The sequence below is a fragment of the Soonwooa sp. T0.1_25 genome, from assembly GCF_057652215.1.
Genome location: NZ_JBYFBZ010000012.1, coordinates 1 through 23,473 on the forward strand (window position 1 = coordinate 1; position 23,473 = coordinate 23,473).

The window sequence follows — 23,473 nt, forward strand, 5'->3', positions numbered from 1 at the left end:
CATATTTTATTAAAATCACTCAAAAAAAATAATACTTTTACAAAAACAAAAGTTGCACTAGCAATTTGAGACCACCATTTTTTGCTGAAACTTTAAGTTGTTGATGGTTTTGCAAAGCCAAATCCATCACTTTATATACGGATAGATCGCGAGATTCTTGAGCATAAGACAGTCCAAATGTTAGCATACTGAGTGCTAACATCGTTTGTTGTACCTTATTTTTCATTGTTTTCCTTGTTGTTATTTTGAAGTTTTTTCTACTTTAATTTTAAAAGGACAAAGTCAGCGCGCTAAACAAGCGTTTAAAATGATTCAGTTTACGTGTTTTGATGTTCAAAAGTAAGATTGAAATCTAAAATTGATTTCGATACTGAGAAGGACTCAAGTTTTCATGTTTTTTAAAGAAATGACTGAACGAATATTGATCACTGAATTTCAGATCGTTAGAAATCTCATTAATCGGTTTTAAACTTGAACTAAGTTGCGCCTTAGCTTCGTTCAAAACAAATTCATTAAGAATCTGAATAGCGCTTTTTCCGAAAACTTCTTTTAAAACCACAGTTAAATGCCGACTAGAAATCATTAAGCGCTGCGCGTAATATTGCACATTCCGCTCAATTTTAAAATTGCCCGTAACCAGTTTTATAAAATCGAACGCAATCTCCTGAGACCGTGACATTTTTTGTTTGGAAATTATACGTTGATGTGCGACAATATTGGCCAATTGATAAATTAACGCAGCAAATAAAGATTCAATAATTTCGATTTGATATTCTTGTTGGTCGATGTTTTCGATATAATATTGAATATTGAGAACGTTCTGCCATAAAGCAGGAAACTCGGATTCGCTTGCTTGATAGCCTTTCTTAAATTCGGCTCTGATACTTCGAAAAGCATGAAGTCTATTGAGTTTTAAGTTAAGTGTATCAAAGAAATTTCGATTATAAGCAACGATAAGAATATCGATATCTGGGCTGTATTCAAGGATTTCATAAACGGAAGTGCTGTCGATAAGAGTCACGCCGTTTTTATGAAGCGTGTACACATTGATCTGCTCACGAAGCTTGATGTAACCTTCCTTCAAAAACAAAAAAGCAGGTCTTGCGGGATGATACGGATGACCGACAACCAAATGCTCCAGAAGGTTTTCTTTGCTAAAAACTTTGGCTTCCTCGAAAATCATATTCTTACAATTTGTTCAAAAGTAAGAAAATTAAAATTGATCATGAATCTGGATTTTATACTATAGTAATTTTATTATTATATTAGCCCCGATAGAAGCGGCATCCTTTGAGGCGCCATGAGGCGGCGGAGCTTTGCGGAGCCGTCCGAGCGGCGCATTAAAGATATAGCGGATAGCGGGAAAAAGCTACAAAAAAATAATACAAAGCTTTTCGATGAAATCAATTGCTCCTAAAAGCAATAGACGTAGTTAAAAAGCTACCAACAAAAAAAAATAAAAGCTTTTCGATGAAAACAATTGCTCCTAAAAGCAACATTTATTTGAATTAAAAAAAACTGTTTTAGTATGCCAGCTTCTTTAACAGGCAATTGAAACATCTCACATTAAATGTATTTTCTATGAAAATAATTTACTAAAATTAATGTTCTGATAAAAAAACATAAATTAAACTGATGCAAATTTTATCTTTCAAAAAAACGCACTTGTTAAAATAGATTTTTCTTTAAGAAATAAACTAAATTTGCGTTTGACTTTATTAAAAACACAATAACAAAGAGCAAATTGTTCTTTACACGAAAAAAATATGACTGCAAGTAAAAAACGTATTTTAGTTCTTGATGGGCTAAGAGGTTTGGCAATTCTGCTGGTATTATTATTCCATGGTTACTCGGTGTGGGACGCGTACTATCCTTATAAAAGACAATTTTCGGAAATTATCTTGTTCAAATATGGAAGTCTCGGCGTTCAATTATTTTTTTTGATATCCGGATTTGTGATTTTGATGTCGGTTGAAAAGACACCAAATTATTGGAAGTTTTTGAAAAATAGATGGATTAGACTTTTTCCGAGTATGTTAATTTGCAGTTTTATCGTATATTTTACCGCAAGTTTTTTCTATGAAAGGCCTTTCGGAGTTCCAGAGTTAAAATCGCTTTTGCCAGGGATTACATTTATTAATAATGGTATTTTGGAAATGATTTTTAAAACAGATTTTCCTGTTTTAGAATTGTCATTTTGGTCGCTATATGTCGAAGTTAAATTCTACATCATTTTTGGTGCGTTATACTTTATGTTTAACAGAAAAATAGCATTGTTAGGCATCTTTCTTTTGTATTTGTCAGCATGCATTTTACAAATTCTTATCTTCCACAATCTTATCCACGAATCTGGATTATTGAAAACTTATATTGGATCTTTTATACATTTTGGATGGTTCGTCGCGGGTGCATTAACTTATATGTATTATCAAAAACCCGATAAAAAGAAGCTTGCGGCTATCATCTTTACAGTAGTATGCTCGCTATTTTATGCTTATAAATTCCAAGATTTGACATTACTAATCTATTTGATTGCGGTTAATCTGGTATTTTTTGCAGCATTGTTTTGGGAGAAGTTTGGGGCTATATTTTGTACAAGACTTTTTACATTTATTGGCTTTATAAGTTATCCGTTATATTTGTTGCACGAGAATATGCTAATTGCATCTATCATTAAAATTCATAATTATTTCCCACAAATACCATATTTTTTGTTGCCTATTTTATCGTCAATTTTCATCATAGTGCTAGCTTATATCGTTGCAAAATATCTCGAACCAATACTCCAAAAGCAGTTAAAAAAAATAATTTAATTTGTTGATTTTTCCCTTCTAATGCTAATATATATCACTGGTAAATGAAAAATTTTTCGCTTTTAAATTTAAACTTCAAACAATATCTTTGCGCATCGAAAAATTAGAATGGTTAATCGCAAAGTTTTAGAAAAATTATCGAATCGGGAGCTTAACAACTATCTGAAACCAGAAAGTCGTTACATTGCAGAAGCCATTGAAATGGCTTTCGAAATTCTAAAACAACGCAATGTTACTTTCGACACTTCCGAAACTGAGCGCATCAAATGTTTAATCGAAAATCGTCGCGAAGAAGAAATTAAAATCCAAGAAGAGAAATCGCTAGAACACAAAGATTACATCACAGAAAATCCTCACGCTTTTCCGTTGCAAAACCGTTATTTAATAACAATGTTTGCTTTGGTATTTGGTGCTTTTTCTGGAAGTATTTTATTAGCTTATAACTGTTTCAAACTCAAGAAAACATCGAGTGCTATTGGCGTTTTAATATTTGGATTGACTTTTAGCATCTTGCAAATTTTAGCTTTTCCATATCTCAAACCAATGTCAGATCACAACAATTTTTCCTTACGAAAAAGTCCCGAAATGTTATTTGCTGCAATTGGTTTTCTCATGTTATTATTTGTTTGGAATGAGGTTATCCCAAAGAAATTCGAGTACCGCCAAGCCTCATTTTTACTTCCATTTTTAGTTGCAGCAATAATGCTTTCAATTATTTTGTGGAATTATAACAACTGGTTTTCAAGCTTTTTAATTCATAGATTGTTGCAAGGTTTATTTTAAAACAAATTATACAGATTAGGCTTTTTTTGAGTATTTTTAAATTCACAATTAATTGAATGAAAAAAAACTTCTTAGCCTTGGTGGCATTTTTATTATAGCCATTATTGGATTAATTTATCTTTCGGGTTACAAAATTCCCAATACTAACAAACATCCTGAAAATCCGTATTTTCCAAAAACGACCAACTCAGATCAATTTGTAAACAGACAAGTTGACAGTCTTTATATTTACAACTATTATTTAATTCTGAAGACCGATTATATTTTAATCAATTATAAAAAAACCGACAACAATAATGACGAAGCTAGAATCGCTATTATCAAAAAAATAATCTAAAACCTATCTACGATTTCTATTCTAAAGGCAGTGTATCATATGGTTACGACGCAGAAAAAAATTGGGTTTATTTTAGTTCTGCATCAAGCGAAAATAAAGATTTGGAATCATTTGTTTTAGATATTAATACATTAAAAACTCATGATATAACAGAAACTGAATTTAAAAACAAAAAATTAAGTTTTGACGGAAATCTTATTGCAATAAAAATGGCTGGTGATAATGGCATCAATGTACATAATATTCAGCTTTTTGACAAAGCAGTTACTGGTAACAGTCTTGGTCGTATAAGCTATGGGACACCATCTTCTGGCGTTGAAGGGCGCGGAAAAGTTTACGAAAAAGACAGAGGCATCTTCACACAAAGTCGAGATTATTTCTTTAAAATGAAATTAAATAATGAAGAAGTCGAGTTCAAAACCAATTTGTTTTACAATTCGGATAATTATTTTGATGAGTTAAATTGTCCAAAAACTGACCAAGACACGTTACTATATTATTCGGACAAAAGATTCTATAAATTTTATAAAAAGAAATAGTATGAAGAATTTTAATTCAATTTATATATCAGTCATCATTTTTATGTAATTTGGTTGCAAATCTCATAAAGAAAAAAAGAAGATTGAAAAAGTAGCAACTTCGAGAACGGAAAATATTAAAAGTTATAAAAAAAACAATAGACAGCATCAACCAAAATTTTGCTTGGACTAAAACCAGCTTTGGACTTTACAAATCTAAAAACGGTGATTTGGCGTTAAAAGCCAACGAAGGCACCGAAGAAGGTATTATCATCGGTAAATATATTACTGAAATGGCTGATGGTCAACCACTAAAATCCGTAATCGATTCTGCAAATTTTTCTTATATTGGAAGTTCTTTTTACAAGGATAAAAACCATGTCTACACGCATTATATGATGGTGGATGGTGGTAATTTTTGGATTGTTGACAATGCTGATGTCAAAACTTTTCAGTTGTTGGGAAACTGTTATGCAAAAGACAAAAACAAAATGTTTACAGAACGAAATATGGACAAAGATACTATTTTCGATTATCGAAGCTTCCGAACTTGCGATGATTGCGAATGTTTTGCAAAAGATAAAAATGGTTACTACTTTTGGGATGAAAAAATTGACATCAAAACTATCGATAATAAAGAAACAGAAAGTATTATCAATAGATTGAAAAAATTGTAAATGCATGTAATAAAGCACAAGATGAAACTGACTTGGAAAAAAAATATTGCTAGTGACTATTCAATTTTTAATGATGCGCAAAAAATTGGAAGCTTACGCAAGGAAGATCTATTTACCGATAAAATCATTGGAAAGATAGGTACACAAGAATTTATGTTCTATAAAAAGAGCATTTTTGATAGTTCTGTAAGTTTTAAAAATACGGAAGATTCTAGCCAAATAGGAAACATTAATTTCAATATTTGGAATAACAAAGCGAACATTGAATTTGGAGGCCAACGTTACATTTGGCGGTACAACGATTTTCTCAACAACAAATGGATTATTGAAAGCACGACAGGCAACAAAGCTGAGTATACATCGAGTTTTAGCAATGGAGAAATCAATATTAAAGACGATGATCAACTGATGATTCTTTTAGGATTATATGTTAAAAAATATTATCAACGGAATACTTTCATCATATTTTTCGTTCTTTTTTTACCGATAATTTTACGAAGCATTCTTACTAATTAAAAGTAATTCCAGGCACAAAAACACGAAAATGAAACTAAAAATTACAGCTATTCTTTTACTAATTTTTGTATCACAAAAAAGCCTTGGACAAGTTTCTGACGAGCAATACCGCAACATTGTATACGACATAAAAGGTGATCTTAACAAAGATGGACTTGCTGACAAAGTTGTGGTTAGAGAAAATGACAATGACTCAAAACATCTGTATTTGTTGGAAATCTTTTTTAAAAATGTTGATGGTTCTTAAAAAAAAATTTTGAGATTGACTAAAGCTGTTACGCCAAAATTCCCAGGTGGAGGAGACATCTCTGACGTTAATTTAGAAAATCTTGAAATTAAAAATGGACTTTTAATTTTCACCAATCAACATATTAGAGGAAATTATGTACATAAATTTCGGTTTCAGAATGGAAATTTTGAGTTAATCGGCTTTACAGAAAATAATGCTTCTGCGGGTTATATAGAATATGTAGATTACAATCTTTCAACTGGCATTAAAATCAACAAACATATTGACTACCAAACAGATAAAGTATTAATGCATAAAAAATCGATTGAAAAACTAAAGCCACTTCCAAAACTTCAAGATTTTGAGCCTTTAGAATTTGTATATTAAAAACAATATTTATAACATTGAACAACGCTAAATTTCTCTAAAAATGCGCAATTTATATTTTTTATTTACTCTTACTATTTTTCTGTCTTGTGGACAAAATTCTTCAGAAATTAAACAATTTGACGCTTCATTGGTTGAGGTTATACCAGAGGCCAAAGCTGTCGATCTTGCGAATGACAAAACGCCACAACCGTCGCCAAATTCACCGGAAAATCCCGACCTCAATATTGATAAAAAAATCATCAAAAGCGCTAATCTTGATATCGAAGTTTCTAATATTGAAAAAGCCAAACAAGGCATCCAAGAAAGTCTAAAAAAGAACAAAGGCTACATCCAAAATGAAACCTTTAGCTCACGAGATGATAGAGATGTTGTTTCGTTTTTCATAAAAGTTCCGAACGAGAATTTTGATGCCTTGATTAATTCGTTTTCGACAGGTTTGGGAGATTTGATTTCTAAAAATGTAAAATCCGATGACGTCACCGAAGAATATACAGATGTTTCGATTCGACTAAATAACAAATTAGCCTTTCTTGAAAAATATCGTGATCTTCTAAAACAAACCAATTCTACAAAAGATATTCTCGAAATTCAGGAGAAAATAAGAGCTTTGGAAGAAGAAATTGACTCAGCGAAAGGCCGACTAAAATTCATTGATGATCGTGTTAAATACAGTACAATTGACATGACAATTGCGAAAATAAAACCTCAAAACTCGGTAACTTCCAAAATAGGCTTCGGAACCAAATTCTTGGATTCTATCTCTCAAGGTTGGAACAATTTTGTTGATTTTGTTTTAGGATTGGTTTCATTTTGGCCATTTTTATTGATTATTCCTGTATTAATATTTCTTTGGAAAAAATGGAAAGCAAGGAGAAAGAAATAATTAGTCTGAATTTAGGTAACTAACTCAACGTCAGTTCAAGTAGATTTTGAAAAAATCGCATCGAGAACTTTACTAAAAATAGTTCTCAACACGCTTCGCTACTCGAACTGACGGAAATTGTAATTTATCCCCAACTATCCTAGCCCCGATAGGAACGGCATCCTTTTGTGGTGGTGCGAGGCGACGGAGCGCAGCGGAGTCGTCCGAGCGACACTACAAAAGATATAGTGGATAGCGGGAATTGCTCCTAAAAGCAATCGACGTAGTCAAAAAGCTTCCATAAAAAATTGTAAAAGCTTTTCGATGAAATCAATAGCTCCAAATAAAAATCCTAACTAAAATTTTAGTTAGGATTTTTTTTATGTTTTTTAAAATTCTAAAATTGTCCGCCACCAAGTGCACGATAGAATTCGGTCATGGCTTGCAACTGTTGCAACTTGTCATTAACTGCAGATAATTGCGCCTGTAACAAGGCTTGTTCTGCTGTCAAAACATTAACGTAATTAACTTTGGATGAGTAAGTTAACAACTCATTACTAAAGTCAACCGTCTTTTGCAAAGATTCGATTTGTAGTTGACGTGTCGCCTCTTTAGATTTTGCTTTTTCGTAAGTTACCAAAGCATCCGAAACCTCTGCACCAGCTGTTAACAAAGTCTTTTCAAAATTGAGATAAGCTTGTTCTTTACGAGCTTCCGTTATTTTCACTTGCGCCTTGCGATTGCCTTGTTGGAAGATATTTTGGGTTAAAGTTCCGCCAACGGTATAAAACAACGACTCTTTGAAAAAGTCTTTAATATTTTTTGATGAAAGCCCTAAAGCAGCTGTAATATTAAGCGATGGATACACCTGCGCCAAAGCTACATTTTTGTTTTCGAAAGCTTGACGAAAAGCCATCTCAGCTGATAAAACATCTGGACGATTTTGCAACAACGACGCTGGCAAGCCAGTTCTGAAGTCCGACGAAACAACTTGCGAGTCAATACTATTTCTTTCAATATCTTTTGGTGCTTCGCCCATTAAAAGATTAAGGGCATTTTCGGTTTTTTGAATCTGAATTTCCAAATCTGGAATCATCAACTGCGCCGAATATAAATTAGCTTTACTTTGCTCAACATCCGCACCAGTCAAATACGCAGCGTCCATCAACAACTGCACAGCTTCGACATTTTTGGTACGAAGATCGACCGTTTGCTTTGTAATTTCTAACTGTTTATCCAAAGACAACAACTGATAATACAAACTTGCTGCTTGCGCCACCAATTGCGTTTGCACTGCTCTTCTAGCCGCTTCAGTTTGTAGAAAACCTGAGTAAGCAGAACGCTTCATTGCAGCCATCTTTCCCCAAATATCAACTTCCCAACCTGCAGAAACGCCCAATTGGAAATTCATAATGTCTGGCATCCTAAAATTGTTACCTTGCGCCGCCGCACTATTTTTGGTATCTTTTATAGAAGCAATCCCGTCAAGAGTTGGCAAATGATTGAGTTGCGATTGTTTGAAAACCGCATCCGCTTCATTAATTCTCGTTACAGCGATTTTTAAATCATAATTGTTCTCAATCGTTTTTTTGATGACACTTTGTAGTTTGTCATCAGCAAAAATTTGAGTCCAAGCGACTTTTGCCATAGATAACGAATCGGCGTTGGTTTGCTTTCTAAACAACGACTTATCCCAATCGGCTTTTACACTTGGTTTTTGATAGGTTTCCGTGACTTTACAAGACTGCATTAATCCCGCTAAAGCTATTGTGGAAACTATATGTGAAGTTTTAATTTTCATTGTAATAGATTTACTTGTGAGATTATTCGCTAAGTCTGTTTCCATAATCTTCTTCGAAAACTTTCTTGTTAGACACACGTTCTTGTAAATATTGGAAAATTGCAAATAACGCAGGAATAAATAATACCCCAAATATTGTCCCAACCAACATGCCGCCAATTGCACCAATACCAATTGATTGGTTACCAATCGCACCTGCACCACTTGCTGTTGCTAACGGAATTAATCCAAATATAAATGCAAACGATGTCATCAAAATAGGACGAATCCTTTGTTTAGCTCCAGAAATTGCAGCTCGACCAATACTGTAACCCATTTTACGAGCATCCAAAGCAAACTCAACAATAAGAATCGCATTTTTCGCCAAGAGTCCAATCAACATAATCAAGGAAATCTGCGTGTAAATATTGTTTGATTTACCAATCCAGCTTGAGAACATCATCGCACCAGCCAAACCAACTGGCAACGACAACATTACAGCAAATGGAAGTAAATAACTTTCGTATTGTGCCGCCAACAAGAAATAAACGAATACACAACAAAGCATAAAGATAAATACCGTCTGACTTCCAGAATTTACCTCTTCCCTTGTCAAACCTGAGAATTCGTACCCATAACCTGTCGGAAGCGTTTCTGCCGCAACTTGTTTTACAACTTCAATCGCGTCACCAGAACTATAACCCGCATTTGGTGTGCCATTAACTGACACAGAAGTAAAGAGATTAAAACGTCCAATTGCTTGCGGACCATATACCTTTTTAGTGGTTACAAAACGGCTAACTGGTGCCATAACACCTGCACTATTTCTCACCATCATCGAGTTGAGATTTTCTAAACTTTGACGTTGATCTGCTGGCGCTTGGTAAATAACACGATATTGTTTTCCAAACAAATTAACATTGGAAGAATATACTCCACCGAAATAACCTTGCATCACCGATAAAATATCATTAACTGTAAAACCAGCTGCTTTAGCCGTCGGCACATCAATATCGATCATATATTGCGGATAGTTTGGATTAAAAGACGTAAAAGCATTTTGTACTTCTGGACGGCTTTTCAGAGCGTTGATAAAATCGTTACTTACTTTTGTTAAATCTTCAATACTTCCACCTTTTTGATCCTGAACTTGGAATTCGAAACCAGCCGCATTACCAAAACCTTGAAGCGTTGGTCGACCAAAGAATACCAATTTTGCATCTTTAATACCTGCAGTTTTTTGATATAACCTTGCTAAAAGCGCTTGTGTACTTTCTTCTTTACTTTTACGTTCTGACCAAGGTTTTAATTTCAAAATTAACATACCATTGTTACTTCCCGATCCCGACATCATACCACGACCAGACACTTTAAGAATATGTGCCACTTCTGGTTCTTGTTTAACAATAGCTTCTACTTCATCAAGAACGGCTTGTGTTCTAACTTCATTTGCTCCCAATGGTAACGAAATATCAGCCATTACACCACCCATATCTTCTGACGGAACAAAAGATTTAGGCGTTGTATTCATTAACCAAATAAATATTCCTGTAAATGCTACAAGTCCTAAACCTGCAAGCCATTTTTTTCTTAATAAAAATAATACCCAAGTTGAATAACGCTTAACAAATGCATCGAAAATAGTATTAAAATACATGAAAAATCGTTGCATCACATTCATTTTTTTAGCTTCATGCGAATGTGGTTTTAAGAAAATCGCACACAAAGCTGGACTCAATGTCAAAGCGTTAACCGCCGAAAGTGCAATCGAAATTGCTAGTGTTAAACCAAATTGCTTATAAAATACACCTGCCGAACCTGTAATAAAACTTACTGGTACGAAAACGGCGGACATAACTAACGTAATACTGATGATCGCTCCACTAATCTCGCCCATCGCATTAACCGATGCACGAAGTGGCGATTTTTCACCTTGTTCCAATTTACTATGGACTGCTTCAACAACAACAATGGCGTCATCCACAACAATACCAACTGCAAGAATCAAAGCGAAAAGCGTTAGTAAGTTGATTGTAAATCCGAAAATATTTAGGAAAAAGAATGTACCAATAATCGCAACAGGAACCGCAATCGCTGGAATTACTGTCGAACGCCAATCTTGTAAGAATAAAAATACCACCAAGAAAACCAAGATAAATGCCTCGATCAAAGTATGTACAACTTTCTCGATAGAAGCGTCTAGGAAGTCATTCGCATTAACAAGCGTTGTCCATTTAACCCCTTTTGGAAAACCTTTTTCTGCATTGGTTAATACTGCTAAAGTCTGATTAATAACATCTTGTGCGTTAGATCCCGCCGTTTGCGAAATTGCAATACCAATACTCGGATTACCATCTGTAAAACTCTTCCCAGTGTAATCTTGCGCACCTAATTCTATTTTCGCAACATCTTTTAGACGAAGAATTTGACCGTTTTCAGTTCCTTTCAAAACGATTTCTTCAAACTGAGGAATCGTTGTTAAACGACCTTTATATTTTAAAGTGTATCTAAAACTTGTATTAGCCTCGTCTCCAACACTTCCTGGCGCAGCTTCTATATTTTGCTCTGCTAAAACAGTGTTAATATCCGAAGGAACTAAGCCATAAGCCGCCATTTTTTGCGGATCTAACCAAATCCTAACCGAATAATCTTTAGTACCAAAAACAGTTGCATCACCAACACCTGCTACCCTTTTAATCTGTGGAATAATGTTGATGTTCGCGTAGTTTTGGATAAAAGTTTGATCAAATTGCGGGCTTTCACTATACAATGAAAATATTAAAACATTGGAACTCTGACGTTTAACAACTGTAACCCCAGCTTGCGTCACCTCGCGAGGTAACAAACTGTTAGCTCTAGAAACTCTGTTCTGTACGTTAACCGCCGCAATATCAGGATTTATCCCTTGTTTGAAATAGACTGTAACCGATCCCGATCCATCGTTAGTCGCTGATGATGTCATGTACGTCATACCTTCCACCCCGTTGATTTGCTCTTCCAGAGGGACAATGACACTTTTTAAGATAACATCAGCATTGGCTCCCATATAGTTGGCATTAACTACAACTGTCGGTGGCGCAATATCTGGATACTGCGCTACGGGAAGCGTAAAGATGCCCAAGACTCCCAAAATGACGATAATGATGGAAATTACCGTCGAAAGTACTGGACGTTCTATAAATTTTTTAAACATAAATCTTATTTAAAATTCAGAAAACTCTCAAATAATTAGTTCTTCAAAGTTGCTTGAAGAGTGGTTTCTTTAGGTACAATTTCGGTGTCATCTTTTAGTAAACCAACACCTTGTACAACTATTTTATCACCAGCTTTTAGACCAGAATCTACGGCATAAGTTATACCGTCTGGAAGCTCTGTAATTTTAATTTCTTGAGATTTTACTTTATTGTTAGCTCCTACAACGTATACAAAAACCTTCCCTTGAAGTTCGTAAGTTGCTTTTTGTGGAATAACAATGATATTTTCTAAATTGTTCGGAAGTAAAATCGTTGCGCTATAACCACTTCTTAACAAGCCTTGAGGATTAGTAAATGCTGCACGCATACTAAAAGATCCAGTACTTGGATCTACCAAACCACTTATAGATTCTAGCTTTCCTTTTTCGTTATACATCGTGCCATCAGAAAGACGAAGACTTATCAAAGGCGTATTTTTTATTTTTTCTTGAATTGAAGCGCCAGGAGAATGTTTCAAAAAGTTAAGCTGATCTTTTTCATTAATAGAAAAATAAGCAAATATTTTTGAGATATTTGAAACTGTTGTCAAAGCTTGTGAAGTACTGGCACTCACATAGCTACCAGCCTTTAACGGAAGTGTTCCTACAACTCCAGACACAGGACTTGTAATTACCGTATAACCTTGGTTAACTTTCGCATTAGTCAATTGTGCTTGTTGTTCAGCAAGACTTGCTTGTGCCGCTTTTAGATTAAGTTGTGCCGCTTGCAATTCGTAAGCAGAAATAATCTTGCGATCAACCAAAGGTTTAGTTTTTGTCACTTGCATTTGCGCTGTCGCCACCGCAGCTTGTGCACTGTTAACAGAAGCTTGCGCTACACGAACCATCTGTTCATATTGAGGATTACGAATTCGGAACATAGACTGTCCTCTGCTTACCATTTGTCCCTCATCCACATAAAGATTCTCGATAAAGCCATCAATCTTCGGTCGTATTTCTACATTTTCCACACCTTCTAATCTTGCTGGATATTCGGTATGATTATCTGCTGCTCCGGCTTTCGCAACGATATATTCATAAGGTTGCGGTTTGGCATCCTTCTGCGCATCAGGCTTCTTATCTTGTGAACAAGAGACTGCAATAAGCGCCGAAGCCGCCATCAGTATCGATATTCTTCTCATAAATATTAAAAAAATTAAATGATTTGCTAAAATAAAGTTTTAAAATCAAACAATCGATTGATTTACATCAATAAAAACAATTAAAGATAATAGATATTATGTATCGAAGAGCATTGTGACACTATGTTTAACGTTTACTTAACAAAAAAATCCGAAAGCTATAACTTTCGGATTATCGGTAATATTTCATTTTTTTGAAGGGCAAAACGTTTTTGATCGTTTTCTGAAAAATTTTGAGAATAATAATTAATATCAACCTCAAAACCAACACTTTTTAATCGATCAAAATAATCCATCCCATACCATCTGACATGGTCGTATTGTCCAAAATGCTTCTGCCTTTCTTTAGGATCAGTAATACTAAAATCTTCATAAGTCTCGGCTAAACTGTTCTTCATTGGGACTTGTACAATTCCCCATCCGTCTTTTCTCATCACACGATACAACTCTGACATTGCTTTTCTGTCATCCACAATATGTTCTAAAACATGATTACAAATAATAACATCAAAACTATTGTCCTCAAACGGCAAATCCAAAATATCGGCTTTAACATCAACAATCGGCGAATACAAATCCGCAGAAGTGTAGTCAAGATTTTTCATTTTTTTGAAACGACGAAGAAACTCCTGTTCTGGCGCAATATGAAGCACCTTAATATTCTTTGAAAAAAACTCTGTTTCATTCTTTAGATACAACCACATTTGACGATGTCTTTCCAAAGATAAGGTCCCTGGTGACAATGCATTTTCGCGTTGCTTACCATAACCATAGGGAAGAAATTTTCTATAAGATTTACCATCTATAGGATCCGTGAATCGGTCACCTTTAAAGATCTGATAAATCATGGGGCGTGCCAAAATACTAAGTTGAATTAGCATTGGTCTTGGCACTTTATTAAGAAGAAATTTTGCTATTTTTTTCAAATGAAATAAACTATATTTTACTTTAAATAAATTTTACAATAATTTAATTAACAACTATTTATAAATTTTAATTAAAGTTATTTTTACAAAATTAAAAATCTAACTGGAATGCTTTTTCTTCATCCGAAACAATCCCTAAAGCATCATAAATATATTGGTAAGTTGATAGTAAAACAGGCTTACCTTTGATGATACAAACGTCATGCTCAAAGTGTGCAGAAGGAAGCATATCCAAAGTTGTAACCGTCCAACCATCATTATGGAATTTTACTTTTTCGGTTCCCATATTTGTCATCGGTTCGATGGCTAAAGCGATACCATCTTTCAAGACTTTACCACTTCCTTTTTTACCATAATTGGGCACCTGCGGATCTTCATGCATTTTGCGTCCCAAACCATGTCCTACAAGCTCTCTAACAACGCCATAACCCTCCTTCTCACAATGTACTTGGATTGCATTTGCAATATCACCGACACGCTTACCACGAATACATTGTTCAATACCTTTATAAAGCGATTCTTTGGTCACACGAAGCAATTTTTTAACTTCTTGAGACACTTCTCCGACTTCAAAAGTATAAGCATGATCGCCATAAAAATCGTTCATGTAAACACCACAATCTACGGACAAAATATCACCATCCTTCAAAAATTCATCATTCGGAATCCCATGCACTACTTGCTCGTTGGGAGAAATACAAAGATTTTTCGGAAAATCGTACATTCCTAAAAATGCCGGATAACCACCATGATCACGAATAAATTCGCCACCCAATTTATCTAAATAGTTAGTTGTAACACCAGGTTTAATTTCCTTCGCAAGCATACCCAAAGTTTTAGAAACCAATTGAGCGCTTTCTTTCATCAAGCGAAGTTCTTCTATTGTTTTTAACTGTATCATTATATTAAAAAATTAAAATGCTGATTAAAAAACCAGCATTAAAAATGTTTGTCTAAATATTTTACCAAAAAAGACCTCTCTTTTTTTCCTTTTTCATTTTTGAATAAGCGTGTACTTCTCCTCCAGCAACCTGAAACTCGATACGCTCTTTTACGATTTGATAAACTTCGCCCCAACCAGGGAAGCCTCCTAGATTACGATCGTCAATAAATAGATCGGCATCAATTTTACGACTTTGCGTTTCATTATCAAAAACTTCACCTTCAAAACTTGAATTAACAGCGTAAAATTCTAATCCATTTTTGCGACAAAACTCAACTGCATCGTTAAGTTCTTTACCATTACGGTATGTCCATAAAATTAGTCTATAACCTTCTGATTGTAACTTCTTTAAGGTGTCAAAAGCGAAAATTTTAGCCTTTCCAATTCCTGGATAAGCGTCATCTACAATTGTACCATCAAAATCAATCGCTAATTTTTTGTTGTTGATCATCATTATTTTAAAGCTTAAAAAGTATGCAAATATACGAAAAATAAAAGATTCGATAGTTTAATACAAAAACAAAATCCAACACGTTATCATGTTGGATTTGTAATATTTAAAGCGTATGAATTAAAATCTAACTTTTAACCCATTTGAAGTTATATTCTCTATCTGGCGTCGCTAGACGATCTGTAATACGTTGTAATCTAGAAGGTAATTTCATTAGATAATCTCTAGCTTTTTCTGCAGACTCATTAAGTCCACTGATGTTATCAATCTTCCAATCTACCAAAAGATCTTTTAAGATATCAATATAATCTTGTGCTGTATAAACCATGCAACGTTGTGCAGCATCTGAGAAGTGCTCCCAAAGTTCGCCTGCCTTTTGACCAGATTCTCTCATCAAATGTGCTGGCATAACGATTTTTTTACGCATCATATCTTCAAAAGCCAACATCATTTCGCTCGGATCCAATTCGAAAATCTTTTCTACGAAATGCTTATAAGCCTTAGCATGTCTCGCTTCATCCGCAGCAATAACACCACACATTTTAGCCAATTTGGTATTACCTGTTTGCTTAGCTAAAGTCCCAACGCGACGGTGCGAAATATTAGTCGCTGTCTCTTGGAAGCTCGTATATACGAAGTTTTTATAAGGATCCATACTCGTTTGCAAATCAAAACCGTCATTAATCAAATAATGGGTTGTAATTTCCATTTCGCGCATGTTAACACGCCCACATAGATAAAGGTATTTACCCAACAAATCGCCATGACGGTTTTCTTCAGCTGTCCAAGCTCGCACCCATTCTGCCCAACCAACTCGTTCTTCTTGGTTGATGCCGTCGATCCCCATAATCCACGATTCGTAACTAGGAAGTGCTTCTTCTGTAATACAATCTCCAATTAAAGTTACAAAAAGATCATAAGGCATTTCGTGCGCAAATGTCTGTAACTCATCCAATTGATCTTTAAAATCGGCACTAGATGTATCTGGCAAAAAGTCCGAGGGTTGCCATATCTTTTCAATAGGTGTGAGAAATTTCGATATGAAACTTGACATTTCAGTTTCTAAATTTTTCATCACCTCCTTCCTTACCAGTTTGTTATACATCAATATTTAATTTTAAGTTTTTGCAAAGTTAACAATATTATGCATAGGATAGCATCTAATTTTTTATTTTATAACGAAATTAAGTCAAAGACACCAAACTGTCGCCAGTCATGATTTCTGGTTTAGCAACGTTCATCACACTTAATATTGTTGGTGCAACATCGCCCAATTTACCCGGTTTTAATGTCCAAGTATGATCTTTGTCCATTACAATAAACGGAACTAAGTTGGTTGTATGTTGTGTATTAGGCGATCCGTCTTCGTTTTTCATAATGTCAGAATTGCCATGATCTGCCAAAATAAATACAGCATAACCATGTTCGTAAGCCATTGTAGCTACTTTTTCGATGCAAGAATCCACAACTTCCGCTGCTTTAACCGCTGCATCAAAAACACCTGTGTGCCCTACCATATCGGTGTTAGCAAAATTTAAACATACAAAATCAGCAGTCTCATGTTCTAGCTCTGGAAGTATGGCATTAGTAATATCATAAGCCGACATTTCTGGTTTTAGATCATAAGTTGCAACATCTTTTGGACTTGGACAAAGTAAACGTTTTTCTCCGCTAAACTCCGCTTCGCGACCACCAGAAAAGAAGAACGTAACGTGTGGATACTTCTCTGTTTCTGCAATTCTAATTTGGGATTTTCCATTTCTTTCTAAAACTTCGCCCATAGTATTTTCTAAAACATTTTCGTCAAAAACAACCTCAATGTTATGGAAAGTTTTATCATAGTTGGTCAAGGTGATATACTTAAGATTCAACCTATACATATCGTAATCTGGGAAATCTTTTTGAGAAAGAACTTCTGTAATTTCGCGACCTCTATCTGTTCTGAAATTAAAACAAATCACAACATCTTCTTCCTCTATGGTAGCGATTGGTAAACCATTTTGGATACAAACAATTGGTTTGATAAACTCATCCGACACATTATTTTGATATGATTTTTCAATAGCTTCTAAAGGATTTTTAGTTTCTTCTCCCTTTCCTTTTACCAATAGATCGTAAGCTAATTTTACACGCTCCCAACGCTTGTCGCGATCCATAGCGTAATAACGACCAATAACGGAAGCCAAACGTCCTGTCGACTGCTTCATATGATCTAGGAGTTCTCCAATAAAGTCTAATCCAGAGTGTGGATCACAATCGCGTCCATCGGTAAAAGCATGTACAAATACATTTTTTTCTAAACCAAAATCGTGCGCTGCGGTTAACAAAGCTTTAAGGTGATTGATATGCGAATGCACACCTCCGTTAGAAACTAGACCAATAAAATGAACTTTTTTATGGTTTAATTTTGCATATTCGAAGGCATCTTGAATTTCTTTTTGACTTCCCAAAGTGCCATTTTCGGCTGCCATATTTAGTTTAACAAGGTTTTGATACACCACACGTCCCGCACCAAGATTCATGTGTCCGACTTCTGAATTCCCCATTTGTCCCGCAGGCAAACCAACAGCTAAACCACTGGCTTCCAATGTTGTATTAGGAAAATTTTTGAGACAACTATCTATAAAAGGTGTATTGGCTTTTGCAAGCGCAGAAACTTCTGGATTAGTACCCAAACCCCAACCATCCAAGATGGCTAGTATCGCTTTTTTTGACATGATTTTGGAAATTTTTCTTCTACAAATTTAAAAAATAAGGCTTAAGAATTCTAGTAAAATTAATGTTTTTAGTTTCGATATTTTATTTATCTTTAAATTCTTTTTCAAAACATAAAAAATACAATGGACTTAAGAGACCAATTGAAAAACCTTTTCCCAGATCATGAAGAGCAAGATTTTGAAATGCCCGAGGAAAAGTTTCAACAAAAAGAAGCGCTCGTGTGCAAATTCGAAAAGAAAGGTCGCAACGGAAAACCCGTTACTTTAATAGAAGGTTTCGAAGGTAGCGAAGATGAGCTAAAAGCGATTTCTAAAAAGATAAAAACAACGCTAGGCATCGGTGGATCCGAGAAAGATGGCGTTATCGTCATCCAAGGTGACAACCGTGATAAGATTATGACTATCTTGAAAGATATGGGTTATAAAACCAAACGTGTCGGCGGATAATTAAAAATATATTTGTGTTTGAGGCATTGAAGATTTAAGATTTTCAATGCTTTTTTTATCAATTGGATTTCCTGTTAGGATTAAAGTTTTTAAATTTTTAAGAGAACTAACCTCTTCAGGAATCAGACTTAACTTATTGTTAGCCAAATTGATACTTTCAATTTTTTCTAGTTGACGTATGTAAGATGGTAATCTTTCGATATTGTTGTTACTAAGATTTAGAAATTCTAATTTTTTTAGTTTTAATAAGCTTTTAGGAAGGTTGATAATGGCATTTTCTTGAAGTTCTATATATTTCAATTTCTTAGGAAAGTCGATGTTTTCTAAATCATTAATCTGATTCATGGATAAATTCAAGTATTTCAACTCTTTTATTTTGTCAAGATTTTCAGGAATAAAACTAATCTGGTTGCCTTGCAAATTGATTTCCTTCAGATTTTTAATCTCAATTAAAGCTTCTGGAAAAACCGACAAATTGTTAGCATCGAGATGAATAACTTCCAAGTTTTGTAGTTTTGCAAGACTAGGGTTGACTTCTGTTAAAGCATTTAGGTTCATAAAAAACTCCTTCAACTGTGTCAATTCTGCAATATTATCGGGTATATATTTAATTCCATTTTTATTCAAATAAAGATACTCGAGTTTTTTAAGACTGAATATTTTTTCATCCATTTTCTCTAAATTATTTCCCATAAAATTTAGAAAAAACACCTCTTGAAAATCAGTGATTTCAGGCGGAACATTAAAGAGTCCTTTTTCGCGAAAACTTAAACTAAATATTTTTTCTTTCGACTTTTTTGCGTCTTCAACAGATGTGTAAGTCGGAAATTTGATTGGGTCTATCTGTGCATTATAAGCCTGAAAACTTAAAACAAAAAGGAAAAATTGAATCTTTTTCATAAATAAATAAAAGCTCCTGACAACAAAGTATCAGGAGCTAAGTTGCATTAATAATTACTTTTTCAAAAGTTTAACCGTTTTTTGGAAAGCTTCAGCTTCGATGTTAAGAATTAAAGATTTTGAAGCGTCTAGAGCTTTTGTTAAATCTAATTCTACATTCTTCTGTACACCGGAAATTTGTTTTGTGTAAACAATTTTTCCGTCGATGCTATAAGCTGTTAATCTGATATCTTTAAGTCCTTTATCCGAGGTAATCTTCACCAAACCTGACGTAGGATTTGGAGAAACTGTAATGTTATTATCAACATTTTGAGTTCCTAAACTTCCTGACGATCCCAAATTATCTTTAAGCGCAATAACGATTGTTGCAGATTTTCCTCTATAGTCAATTGTATTACCCGTCGCATCAACATCTGTAGAAATTGATGAATCTGGATGCTGAATCGAGAAGAAGCCAAACTTGTGATCTGGTGTAAAAGTAAGTCCTGTAGGCTCCGATCCTGAGGGCATTGAAGCAAATAGTCTTACTTTCGGGTTAGCTTGTGTATGATCTGGTGCAACTACCCAAATGTAATTTTTACCACCATCTTGTAATACCCAAAGATTTCCTAGTTCGTCGAATGTTAGGTTATCGTTACCATCTCCCCATTTTTCTGACATTGTACCATTTGCAGTTTCGAAAGAGTACACCGTGTTAAGACCTCCAACAAAAGTTTCTAGCTCCGAAGCTGTTGTACCATTATCTTTGAAACGATAGACTTTGTTAAGGCCTTTTGCTGTAAAATAGATTTTACCATCCAAAGGATTAATTTCCGCATCTTCGATCCCGTTGAATGCTGTACCACCTAGCGATTTTGCAAGATTCTGTGTATTGTTTTGATCTGCTTTCGTTTTGTTAGGCACTTGGATCCATTGCGCAGTTGTAACCACCGGATCGCCATTGCTAAGACCTTGATCAGCTTTTAAAACAAATAAATCTCCAGAAGACAAGTCATTAGGTGTATCCATCACAAACTTATAGAATAGATTAGTTCCACCATCTTCACCGTAATAAGCTACAGTCCCAGCATTATTAATTACCACATTTTCGTGATTCATGATACCCATTTGCCAAAGCTTACCTTGAGAACCATCTTGGTTTTTAGAAATAACTTGGGCTGTTGCAGGATCAATCTCTACCAACCAACCATAGTCTTTGTAACCATCACCATTGGTATCATTAGATGTTACAGATTCTTCAGCCGTCACTATTGTTCCCCATGGTGTCACGCCACCAGAACAATTTCTGATTGTCTGTACTAGACTTGGGGTAGAAAAATTAACACCTCTTGACCTTGTAAGCTCCCACAACTTCGTTGTCGCATTGTAGTTAATCTCAGCCATTGTAACTCCTCCTGGATTAGTCTCATGGTTAACCGAAAGATAACCATCAACGCTACTTCCATTTTTTGCAACATAACCTGTAAAATCGTTTTGACTACCAACTTTACCACCACCTTCGGTATAGTTATCACCTTCTTTAAGGATGAGCTGATACTTGTGTTCTGCTGGGATAATAAGTTTTCCGGTTTGCGAAGTTGGTGCGATGGACTTAAAGCAACTAATGTGCGTTCCTGTGCAAGAAGATTGGGCATTCGCCAATTGAGACATCATCAATGCTAAAGCAGCAACTGATAGTAATTTTGTTTTCATTTTTAACTTTTATTTTATTTCGAGGCAAAATTATTTCTTCTGCAAAAGCTTTCTGTTACGAGGATTTTAAGAATATGAAACCAAATTTTACTAAATCTAAAACTCAATGTTAACGTATGAATTTTACATTAATTCTTGTTTTTACTAATATCCGTAAGGCTTTTCAAAAAAATGATGAGTTGTCGTTTTTCGGCATCATTTAGGTTTAATTTATCAGAAGGAAGCGTTTGATTATTAACCTTAAGACCAAGTCCTTCGCCGCCACCTTCGTTATAAAAATCGACAACTTCTTCCAAAGTATTGAAAGCACCATTATGAAAATAAGGTTTTGTCAATTCGATATTACGAACTGTAGTTGTCTTAAAAGAGTGCTCGTAGATCCAAGAACTTTCTTTTTTAACAATGCTATTTGCTCTTCCTTTGTCCGCATCCAATTCTAATGGTTTTTTATTAATAGGAGCTTTTGTAACACCTAAAATTTCGGATTCGTTTTCATTAAAAAATGGTGGAACTAATCCTGAGAAATGTGGCACAAAATGGCAAGTCGCACAATTGGCCTTCCCCATAAAAAGATTAAAACCTTTTTTAGCATCATCAGAAATGTCTTTTTCATTCCTCATAAAACGGTCAAAATCGCTATCGAAAGAGTAAAGTGATGCCACATAAGAACTCAAAGCTTTAGAAAAATTCATTTTATCAACTTTTCCATTTTTAAAAGCCTTTCTGAAAGCTTGTTTGTATTTGGAATCGGATTTCAGTTTCTTCAAAATACTTTCGTAGCTTGTATTAAATTCATGTTCGTTATAAATAACATGCTCAACTTGTTGCTCCAAATAAAAAGCTCGCATGTCATAGAAAAATCGTTTTGCAAAAACAGCATTATAAAGTGACGGCGAATTCCTCAAAACCGTTTTGCCCTCTACATTACTTGGCGACTTGACTTTAAGATCTGTGAATGCATTCTCGGGAAGATGACAAGTGGCACAACTCATTTTTCCGTTGTCGCTGAGACTTTGATCATAGAAAATAGTTTTCCCAAGACTTCGCAAATCCTTATTATCTTCAGATTCTTTTAATAATGTAAAAAAATACGGGTTAAGAAAATCGCTACTAAAAAAGCTTTTGTTACCAACATTCCAACCAGAAAATTCTTTTAGATCGTCAGGATTTCCATCCCAACTTCCTAATTCTTCATACAAAGGCTGAACTATTTTTTTATAAAATTCGATTCGGTCAAAGCTTTCAAAATCGATATTTTTAGAGAGATAAACATCAGCCAAATCAAAAAATTCATTGGCTTTTTTAACATCAAAATTTTTGAAATAAGCATCATCATTCACGTATTTTTTCATTCCTAAAAAAGCATGACGCGCTTCTTCTGCAATATTCAGAGAGCCTGGCGTATCAAATCCTGTAACACCAAGACTGTAGATTCTTATGAGTTCTATCCTCAAAGGCAAGGTTTTGTTAGCGCCTTTGCTGATGCCATTTGTAGTGGCACTTAGATTAAAATTATTGTACTTATTAAACAACAAACCTGTTATTTCTTTGATTTGTTCTTTATTGTCTCTAATTTCATCTGAAAAAATAAGCTCGTCCAAAACCTGCAATCCTTCTGGTGGCAATGTATAAGATGTTGTACCAGCGCCTTCTAGACGATACAATGGCGCACTATTAATATTGGTTTTCACAAATTCGGGATAATGGTATGCGATATAGAATTCAATTTGTTTAAAACTATTTCGTGTGTTTTTTAAAGATTGTTGAAGTGCTTCAGTAGAGATTTTATCTTCATCAAACAACTGAACATCTGTTTTTAATTTCTCTAAAGCTTTTTTAAAATTGGAAAGTCCGATATTAATTGAGTTATTCTCTGCTTTATTGCCATTATAACTCTTATCAAACGACATTGCAGAAAATCCAATAACAATCACCAAAACATAGATAAAATACTTCATGAAAAATTTTTCCTACAAAACTATTGTTACCATATTATCTAGAGCTTAATCTTATGTTATGATATGTTTACATTTTTTTGATTAAATCAAGACATTATAAATATGACAAACGCAAGATCGATATATTAGTGTATATGTGAGAATATTTACTAAATTAGCA

The 23,473-nt window shown here is 34.4% G+C and carries 23 protein-coding genes; 10 read left to right on the plus strand and 13 right to left on the minus strand.

Annotated features, from left to right (window positions below; genetic code table 11):
* Positions 1-37: 37 nt before the first annotated feature.
* Entirely contained in the window at positions 38-226 is a 189-nt protein-coding gene (locus tag AC23MB_RS12220; protein ID WP_313031498.1) for a hypothetical protein, read from the minus strand.
* A 126-nt stretch (positions 227-352) separates the two neighbouring features.
* Positions 353-1,183, minus strand: coding sequence for a helix-turn-helix domain-containing protein (locus AC23MB_RS12225; RefSeq protein ID WP_374329499.1), 831 nt, complete (start codon positions 1,181-1,183; stop codon positions 353-355).
* A 583-nt stretch (positions 1,184-1,766) separates the two neighbouring features.
* On the opposite strand from AC23MB_RS12225, the gene AC23MB_RS12230 reads away from it, so the two are divergent.
* The 9 genes from AC23MB_RS12230 (at position 1,767) to AC23MB_RS12270 (ending at position 7,146) form a co-directional block, all read left to right on the plus strand.
* Positions 1,767-2,813 (plus strand): acyltransferase family protein, encoded by a 1,047-nt coding sequence (locus tag AC23MB_RS12230; RefSeq protein WP_487787419.1) that lies wholly within the window; start codon positions 1,767-1,769, stop codon positions 2,811-2,813.
* Between the two features lie 108 nt (positions 2,814-2,921).
* The gene (locus tag AC23MB_RS12235; RefSeq protein ID WP_487787420.1) at positions 2,922-3,596 is read left to right on the plus strand and encodes a hypothetical protein; all 675 of its coding nucleotides are present in this window, start codon (positions 2,922-2,924) and stop codon (positions 3,594-3,596) included.
* A gap of 52 nt (positions 3,597-3,648) precedes the next feature.
* Entirely contained in the window at positions 3,649-3,933 is a 285-nt protein-coding gene (locus tag AC23MB_RS12240; protein ID WP_487787421.1) for a hypothetical protein, read from the plus strand.
* Positions 3,934-4,034: 101 nt separating this feature from the next.
* Complete coding sequence (locus AC23MB_RS12245; RefSeq protein ID WP_487787422.1) at positions 4,035-4,472, plus strand: hypothetical protein; 438 nt, start codon at positions 4,035-4,037, stop codon at positions 4,470-4,472.
* A gap of 209 nt (positions 4,473-4,681) precedes the next feature.
* The gene (locus tag AC23MB_RS12250) at positions 4,682-5,128 is read left to right on the plus strand and encodes a DKNYY domain-containing protein (RefSeq protein WP_487787423.1); all 447 of its coding nucleotides are present in this window, start codon (positions 4,682-4,684) and stop codon (positions 5,126-5,128) included.
* Positions 5,129-5,644, plus strand: coding sequence for a hypothetical protein (locus AC23MB_RS12255; protein WP_487787424.1), 516 nt, complete (start codon positions 5,129-5,131; stop codon positions 5,642-5,644).
* Between the two features lie 28 nt (positions 5,645-5,672).
* Positions 5,673-5,891, plus strand: coding sequence for a hypothetical protein (locus AC23MB_RS12260; RefSeq protein WP_487787425.1), 219 nt, complete (start codon positions 5,673-5,675; stop codon positions 5,889-5,891).
* A gap of 9 nt (positions 5,892-5,900) precedes the next feature.
* On the plus strand, positions 5,901-6,260 hold the full coding sequence (locus AC23MB_RS12265; RefSeq protein ID WP_487787426.1) for a hypothetical protein: 360 nt from the start codon (positions 5,901-5,903) through the stop codon (positions 6,258-6,260).
* A 43-nt stretch (positions 6,261-6,303) separates the two neighbouring features.
* Positions 6,304-7,146, plus strand: a complete 843-nt coding sequence (locus AC23MB_RS12270; RefSeq protein ID WP_487787427.1) for a DUF4349 domain-containing protein — start codon at positions 6,304-6,306, stop codon at positions 7,144-7,146.
* Positions 7,147-7,522: 376 nt separating this feature from the next.
* Here AC23MB_RS12270 and AC23MB_RS12275 read toward each other — a convergent pair whose 3' ends face one another.
* The 8 genes from AC23MB_RS12275 to gpmI all read right to left on the minus strand — a co-directional run bounded on the left by AC23MB_RS12275 (position 7,523) and on the right by gpmI (position 18,316).
* Positions 7,523-8,971, minus strand: coding sequence for a TolC family protein (locus tag AC23MB_RS12275; protein WP_487787428.1), 1,449 nt, complete (start codon positions 8,969-8,971; stop codon positions 7,523-7,525).
* Positions 8,949-12,098, minus strand: a complete 3,150-nt coding sequence (locus AC23MB_RS12280; RefSeq protein ID WP_487787429.1) for an efflux RND transporter permease subunit — start codon at positions 12,096-12,098, stop codon at positions 8,949-8,951. The genes AC23MB_RS12275 and AC23MB_RS12280 overlap by 23 nt, the downstream gene beginning before the upstream one ends.
* A 35-nt stretch (positions 12,099-12,133) precedes the next feature.
* Positions 12,134-13,279: an efflux RND transporter periplasmic adaptor subunit gene (locus tag AC23MB_RS12285; RefSeq protein ID WP_185116700.1), complete on the minus strand. Its 1,146-nt coding sequence runs from the start codon at positions 13,277-13,279 to the stop codon at positions 12,134-12,136.
* A gap of 158 nt (positions 13,280-13,437) precedes the next feature.
* Entirely contained in the window at positions 13,438-14,205 is a 768-nt protein-coding gene (locus AC23MB_RS12290) for a class I SAM-dependent methyltransferase (protein WP_487787430.1), read from the minus strand.
* Positions 14,206-14,296: 91 nt separating this feature from the next.
* Positions 14,297-15,106 carry a type I methionyl aminopeptidase gene (gene map, locus AC23MB_RS12295; protein ID WP_487787431.1) on the minus strand — a complete coding sequence of 270 codons (810 nt, stop codon included), beginning with the start codon at positions 15,104-15,106 and terminating at the stop codon, positions 14,297-14,299.
* Positions 15,107-15,167: 61 nt separating this feature from the next.
* On the minus strand, positions 15,168-15,599 hold the full coding sequence (locus tag AC23MB_RS12300; RefSeq protein WP_487787450.1) for a BT0820 family HAD-type phosphatase: 432 nt from the start codon (positions 15,597-15,599) through the stop codon (positions 15,168-15,170).
* Between the two features lie 127 nt (positions 15,600-15,726).
* The gene (locus tag AC23MB_RS12305) at positions 15,727-16,704 is read right to left on the minus strand and encodes an acyl-ACP desaturase (RefSeq protein ID WP_487787432.1); all 978 of its coding nucleotides are present in this window, start codon (positions 16,702-16,704) and stop codon (positions 15,727-15,729) included.
* A gap of 79 nt (positions 16,705-16,783) precedes the next feature.
* Positions 16,784-18,316, minus strand: a complete 1,533-nt coding sequence (gene gpmI, locus AC23MB_RS12310; RefSeq protein WP_487787433.1) for a 2,3-bisphosphoglycerate-independent phosphoglycerate mutase — start codon at positions 18,314-18,316, stop codon at positions 16,784-16,786.
* Positions 18,317-18,439: 123 nt separating this feature from the next.
* Between gpmI and AC23MB_RS12315 the strand changes: the two genes are divergently transcribed.
* The gene (locus AC23MB_RS12315) at positions 18,440-18,763 is read left to right on the plus strand and encodes a translation initiation factor (protein WP_079665420.1); all 324 of its coding nucleotides are present in this window, start codon (positions 18,440-18,442) and stop codon (positions 18,761-18,763) included.
* On the opposite strand, the gene AC23MB_RS12320 is transcribed toward AC23MB_RS12315, so the two are convergent.
* From AC23MB_RS12320 to AC23MB_RS12330, 3 genes are all read right to left on the minus strand, one after another.
* Positions 18,764-19,663 (minus strand): leucine-rich repeat domain-containing protein, encoded by a 900-nt coding sequence (locus AC23MB_RS12320; protein ID WP_487787434.1) that lies wholly within the window; start codon positions 19,661-19,663, stop codon positions 18,764-18,766.
* 54 nt (positions 19,664-19,717) lie between these two features.
* A complete protein-coding gene (locus tag AC23MB_RS12325; RefSeq protein ID WP_487787435.1) occupies positions 19,718-21,355 on the minus strand; it encodes an alkaline phosphatase PhoX in 1,638 nt (545 codons plus the stop codon).
* 128 nt (positions 21,356-21,483) lie between these two features.
* Positions 21,484-23,313: a cytochrome-c peroxidase gene (locus tag AC23MB_RS12330; RefSeq protein WP_487787436.1), complete on the minus strand. Its 1,830-nt coding sequence runs from the start codon at positions 23,311-23,313 to the stop codon at positions 21,484-21,486.
* Between the last annotated feature and the right edge of the window lie 160 nt (positions 23,314-23,473).

Excerpts from the sequence above, each read along its gene's own strand:
- AC23MB_RS12330 (WP_487787436.1), bottom strand. The coding sequence starts at position 23,313 with ATGAAGTATTTTATCTATGTTTTGGTGATTGTTATTGGATTTTCTGCA.
- AC23MB_RS12220 (WP_313031498.1), bottom strand. The coding sequence starts at position 226 with ATGAAAAATAAGGTACAACAAACGATGTTAGCACTCAGTATGCTAACA.
- map (WP_487787431.1), bottom strand. The coding sequence starts at position 15,106 with ATGATACAGTTAAAAACAATAGAAGAACTTCGCTTGATGAAAGAAAGC.
- AC23MB_RS12315 (WP_079665420.1), top strand. The coding sequence starts at position 18,440 with ATGGACTTAAGAGACCAATTGAAAAACCTTTTCCCAGATCATGAAGAG.
- AC23MB_RS12255 (WP_487787424.1), top strand. The coding sequence starts at position 5,129 with ATGCATGTAATAAAGCACAAGATGAAACTGACTTGGAAAAAAAATATT.
- AC23MB_RS12260 (WP_487787425.1), top strand. The coding sequence starts at position 5,673 with ATGAAACTAAAAATTACAGCTATTCTTTTACTAATTTTTGTATCACAA.
- AC23MB_RS12320 (WP_487787434.1), bottom strand. The coding sequence starts at position 19,663 with ATGAAAAAGATTCAATTTTTCCTTTTTGTTTTAAGTTTTCAGGCTTAT.
- AC23MB_RS12270 (WP_487787427.1), top strand. The coding sequence starts at position 6,304 with ATGCGCAATTTATATTTTTTATTTACTCTTACTATTTTTCTGTCTTGT.
- AC23MB_RS12235 (WP_487787420.1), top strand. The coding sequence starts at position 2,922 with ATGGTTAATCGCAAAGTTTTAGAAAAATTATCGAATCGGGAGCTTAAC.
- AC23MB_RS12300 (WP_487787450.1), bottom strand. The coding sequence starts at position 15,599 with ATGATCAACAACAAAAAATTAGCGATTGATTTTGATGGTACAATTGTA.
- AC23MB_RS12280 (WP_487787429.1), bottom strand. The coding sequence starts at position 12,098 with ATGTTTAAAAAATTTATAGAACGTCCAGTACTTTCGACGGTAATTTCC.
- gpmI (WP_487787433.1), bottom strand. The coding sequence starts at position 18,316 with ATGTCAAAAAAAGCGATACTAGCCATCTTGGATGGTTGGGGTTTGGGT.
- AC23MB_RS12285 (WP_185116700.1), bottom strand. The coding sequence starts at position 13,279 with ATGAGAAGAATATCGATACTGATGGCGGCTTCGGCGCTTATTGCAGTC.
- AC23MB_RS12225 (WP_374329499.1), bottom strand. The coding sequence starts at position 1,183 with ATGATTTTCGAGGAAGCCAAAGTTTTTAGCAAAGAAAACCTTCTGGAG.
- AC23MB_RS12275 (WP_487787428.1), bottom strand. The coding sequence starts at position 8,971 with ATGGAAACAGACTTAGCGAATAATCTCACAAGTAAATCTATTACAATG.
- AC23MB_RS12230 (WP_487787419.1), top strand. The coding sequence starts at position 1,767 with ATGACTGCAAGTAAAAAACGTATTTTAGTTCTTGATGGGCTAAGAGGT.
- AC23MB_RS12325 (WP_487787435.1), bottom strand. The coding sequence starts at position 21,355 with ATGAAAACAAAATTACTATCAGTTGCTGCTTTAGCATTGATGATGTCT.
- AC23MB_RS12305 (WP_487787432.1), bottom strand. The coding sequence starts at position 16,704 with ATGTATAACAAACTGGTAAGGAAGGAGGTGATGAAAAATTTAGAAACT.